Here is a 3,148-nt window from a genome sequence, read left to right as displayed (position 1 = left end):
GGATAATCTTTTTCAGATTCAATCAATAATTGAACCGCTCTTTCTCTGATTTCAGGGGTATATTTTGGTTTTGTCATTGGAACATTCTCTCAAGAAAGTTGGTCTCCGACAAAACCGGTACGGTTCAGTATGGCCTAAAACTACTTTTCTAGAACCTATACCCAGACAACTTCGTAGTACTGAATCACATCTTCGGCAAGGACAAAAACATTATCATATTGCTATAGCCTTAAAATCCTATTGGAATTGTCCATACAAGGATGAAGTTACTCCGGAATGGTTATGGGGGAATTTTTATTTAAGTCTGATGTACTGCTCTGGCTGTACTGATCTAAGTCAATTAACAGCAATTGGTAATACCCTGGTCAACGCTATTGTCAAAGATGAACTCCAAATCTGTACTAAACTTTATCATGCTGGATATAAAACAATCATCCAACCACTCGCACTGCATTATCGAGTACCACAGCGTGCTTATGGTAATCAAATCGAAAATAGACAGATGTATCAGTGGCGTTATATTTGGCTTAATCCCTATGCACAGTTGTTTATACAAGGGATAAAACAGCATGGCTCTCAAGCCTTGAATCAGCAGATGCCACGATATGTTTTGGAGTCTATCTCTACTGTATTAGGGAAATTACCTAAAGAAATTGATTTGAGTCATCAGATCTTAGGTCTGAAAAAACTACTACGCCGTAATGATAAACAGTTAGCAGAGCTTCGTTCACTTACACCTTTTGATCATTCAAACTTAGCCATTGAGCTTGACTCTTATTCGGGCTTAGATATGTGCTTAAGCGAGGTTATGCGAGGTCGTCTCAAAACGGTGTCGTTAACACCTATTGATCAGGCGAGAGCATGGTTAGATCACAACATCTTGCAGACGCAGTTAACACATATTGAGCGGGATATACCACTACAGACAGAAAAGGCGGTACCAGACTTAATTACAGCTCACCAGCAACTCAAAGAAATTCCATTTGAATTGATGCTATTTGAAAAAGATCTGACTGAAGTTGATAAGCGTCAGAAACGGCAGCGTAAAAGTGAACGTGTGAAATGGATCAGATGGACAAGCATTCAGAAGCGACTAGAAGAAAAGAAGCCTCACGTTGGCCTGTATGAAAAAAATCTAATAGAAGCACAGCTCAGGCTACTGGGTTGGATTTTTCATCTTAAGTCTCAAAAGATGAAACTCAATAGCATCGAGCGGTATTTAAGTAGTATCGCTAAAGATTACTTATTCCATGTCTATATGTTCCCAGGTGATATAGATAACATGGATCAAGAAGATTGTGAGGAACTGTACGACGCTATCTTAGATAGTATTGATGATCGAGATCAAGCGAAACGTGAGACTGATCCTAAGGCCAATCACGGACGTGCACAGTATGCATTTGGCAGACTTAAAGCATTTCATCAGTTTTGTATGAAACAATACCGTGTCCCTAAGGTCGGTACCTTTCAATACAATGATTATCATCGTGTACAATTTTGTCATGCCAAATTAATTAGCCCAAAATTGTTCAATCAGCTTAAACAGGTACTAAGTTTAAAGATTGAAAAATGTCAAACAACTAAAGAGCAAGCGTATCTTTTTCAGCTACAGCTCATGTATTTACTCGCATTTCGTTTGGGGATGCGATTGAATGAAATTAGGGGACTTACATTGGCAGAGGTCATTTGTCCTGAACTGATTTGGCGTAATGATACGCTGACCAAACCTGTGCAGATCCGTTTTAATTTACGTAACAATGTTTATCGGAAACTCAAAAGCCAAAACGCAAAGCGTCAGCTTGATCTGAACGCAGTCATGCTCGATGAAGAGTTGGCATTGGTACAGCAATATCTAAAACAATGTATTACACATAATCCAGCGAAAACTAATCATGCGGACAAATTGATTTTTGCCCAAGATGGCGAAATTTTAAGTGAAGCTTATATTAGTGAAATGACCCAAGTGATTTTTGATGAGATATTGGGTGAAGGGCATGGTTATACTTTCCATAACTTTAGACATAGTGCCGCGAATCATTTAGCAATCGCTTGGTTAGGCTCAAAAGAGATGATCATGACCTATACGGATTACACTTGGAGCCGGTGTAAAGTCATGCGTCAGCATTTATTTGGAGAAACTGCAATTCAGCATGAAGCTGTCATACAGCATAAGTGGCGGTTACTAGCTGACTGGATGGGGCATGCAAACATAGAGCAAACAGCATCTCACTATCTACATGTGCTGGATTTGTTGGTGATAGATCGAATTTATCATTTGCCTTGTACAATTCATTGGGACACGATCAAACTGATACTTCAAAATGACTTAACAAGTGCTAACACAGAAATTGTGGATCTTAATCATATAATAGGAAAAGGCCAGTATTTCGATTTTTATCATGCCACATATGCACTCAAAAAAGTGGATTCAGTTAAACCTGTTCAGCCTAAAATAAGTAAAAATGCATCTGTATCTACCATCATCCATGATTACATTAAATATAGAGCCTATGAGGACCATGATTGGGTATTACGCAGTAAAAAGCTCGCTACTAAGTGGGTGGCGGCAAAAAAGCCTCAAAATAATGAGGATTTTAGTGAAGATGAACTCATCTCCTTATATGAAAAAGCCTTAAAGAAAGGTTTTGAAGCAAAGCAATGCGTAGAGATTTCAGCACTGCCAAAGCGGGTTCAACATCAGGTTTTAGAAGCCTTGAGTATTTTAATTGAACATGGAAAGCTGAGAAAAAACTTTATTCATTTTCAATATCGTTTTGATAAGCAAAATAGGCCACGTGTCGATTGGTCCATTCAACATCTGATTACGGGACTGAAGTATTTACTCCCTGAGGATACACAGCTAAAAGTTGATAATGATCCACCGGATAAGTCACAAAAAAGTCGTGAAGTGAAATTAAGCTTTATCAATGAAAAGAATAAAAATACGACACTTTGTATTGCGTTTATTATGTTGATACATGCGATTCAGCAAGAAAAATTGAGCATTTAAAATGAATTGTTTTAAGTTGACAAAAATAACTAATCATGCGAAAAAGTTTTTTTAGTTAACAGATGTTCACACATGCCTCGAATTGTTTCTGTACCACTTAGTTTAGAACAGCGAGAACGACTCATTTTTCTGGCCAAG

At 38.0% G+C, this 3,148-nt stretch carries 1 protein-coding gene and 1 pseudogene; both read left to right on the top strand.

Translation table 11 applies throughout. The features are described from left to right. The first annotated feature begins 76 nt into the window (after positions 1-76). Positions 77-3,010 (top strand): site-specific integrase, encoded by a 2,934-nt coding sequence (locus FTT85_RS18200; RefSeq protein WP_180184111.1) that lies wholly within the window; start codon positions 77-79, stop codon positions 3,008-3,010. A gap of 72 nt (positions 3,011-3,082) precedes the next feature. Beyond that, a pseudogene (locus FTT85_RS18910) lies at positions 3,083-3,148 on the top strand (helix-turn-helix domain-containing protein); the annotation flags it as partial.

Origin of the sequence: Acinetobacter sp. YH01020, from assembly GCF_013420275.1 — a bacterium.
In the GTDB taxonomy this organism is placed as follows: Bacteria; Pseudomonadota; Gammaproteobacteria; order Pseudomonadales; family Moraxellaceae; genus Acinetobacter; species Acinetobacter amyesii.
This window is presented reverse-complemented; position numbering and strand designations above follow the sequence as displayed.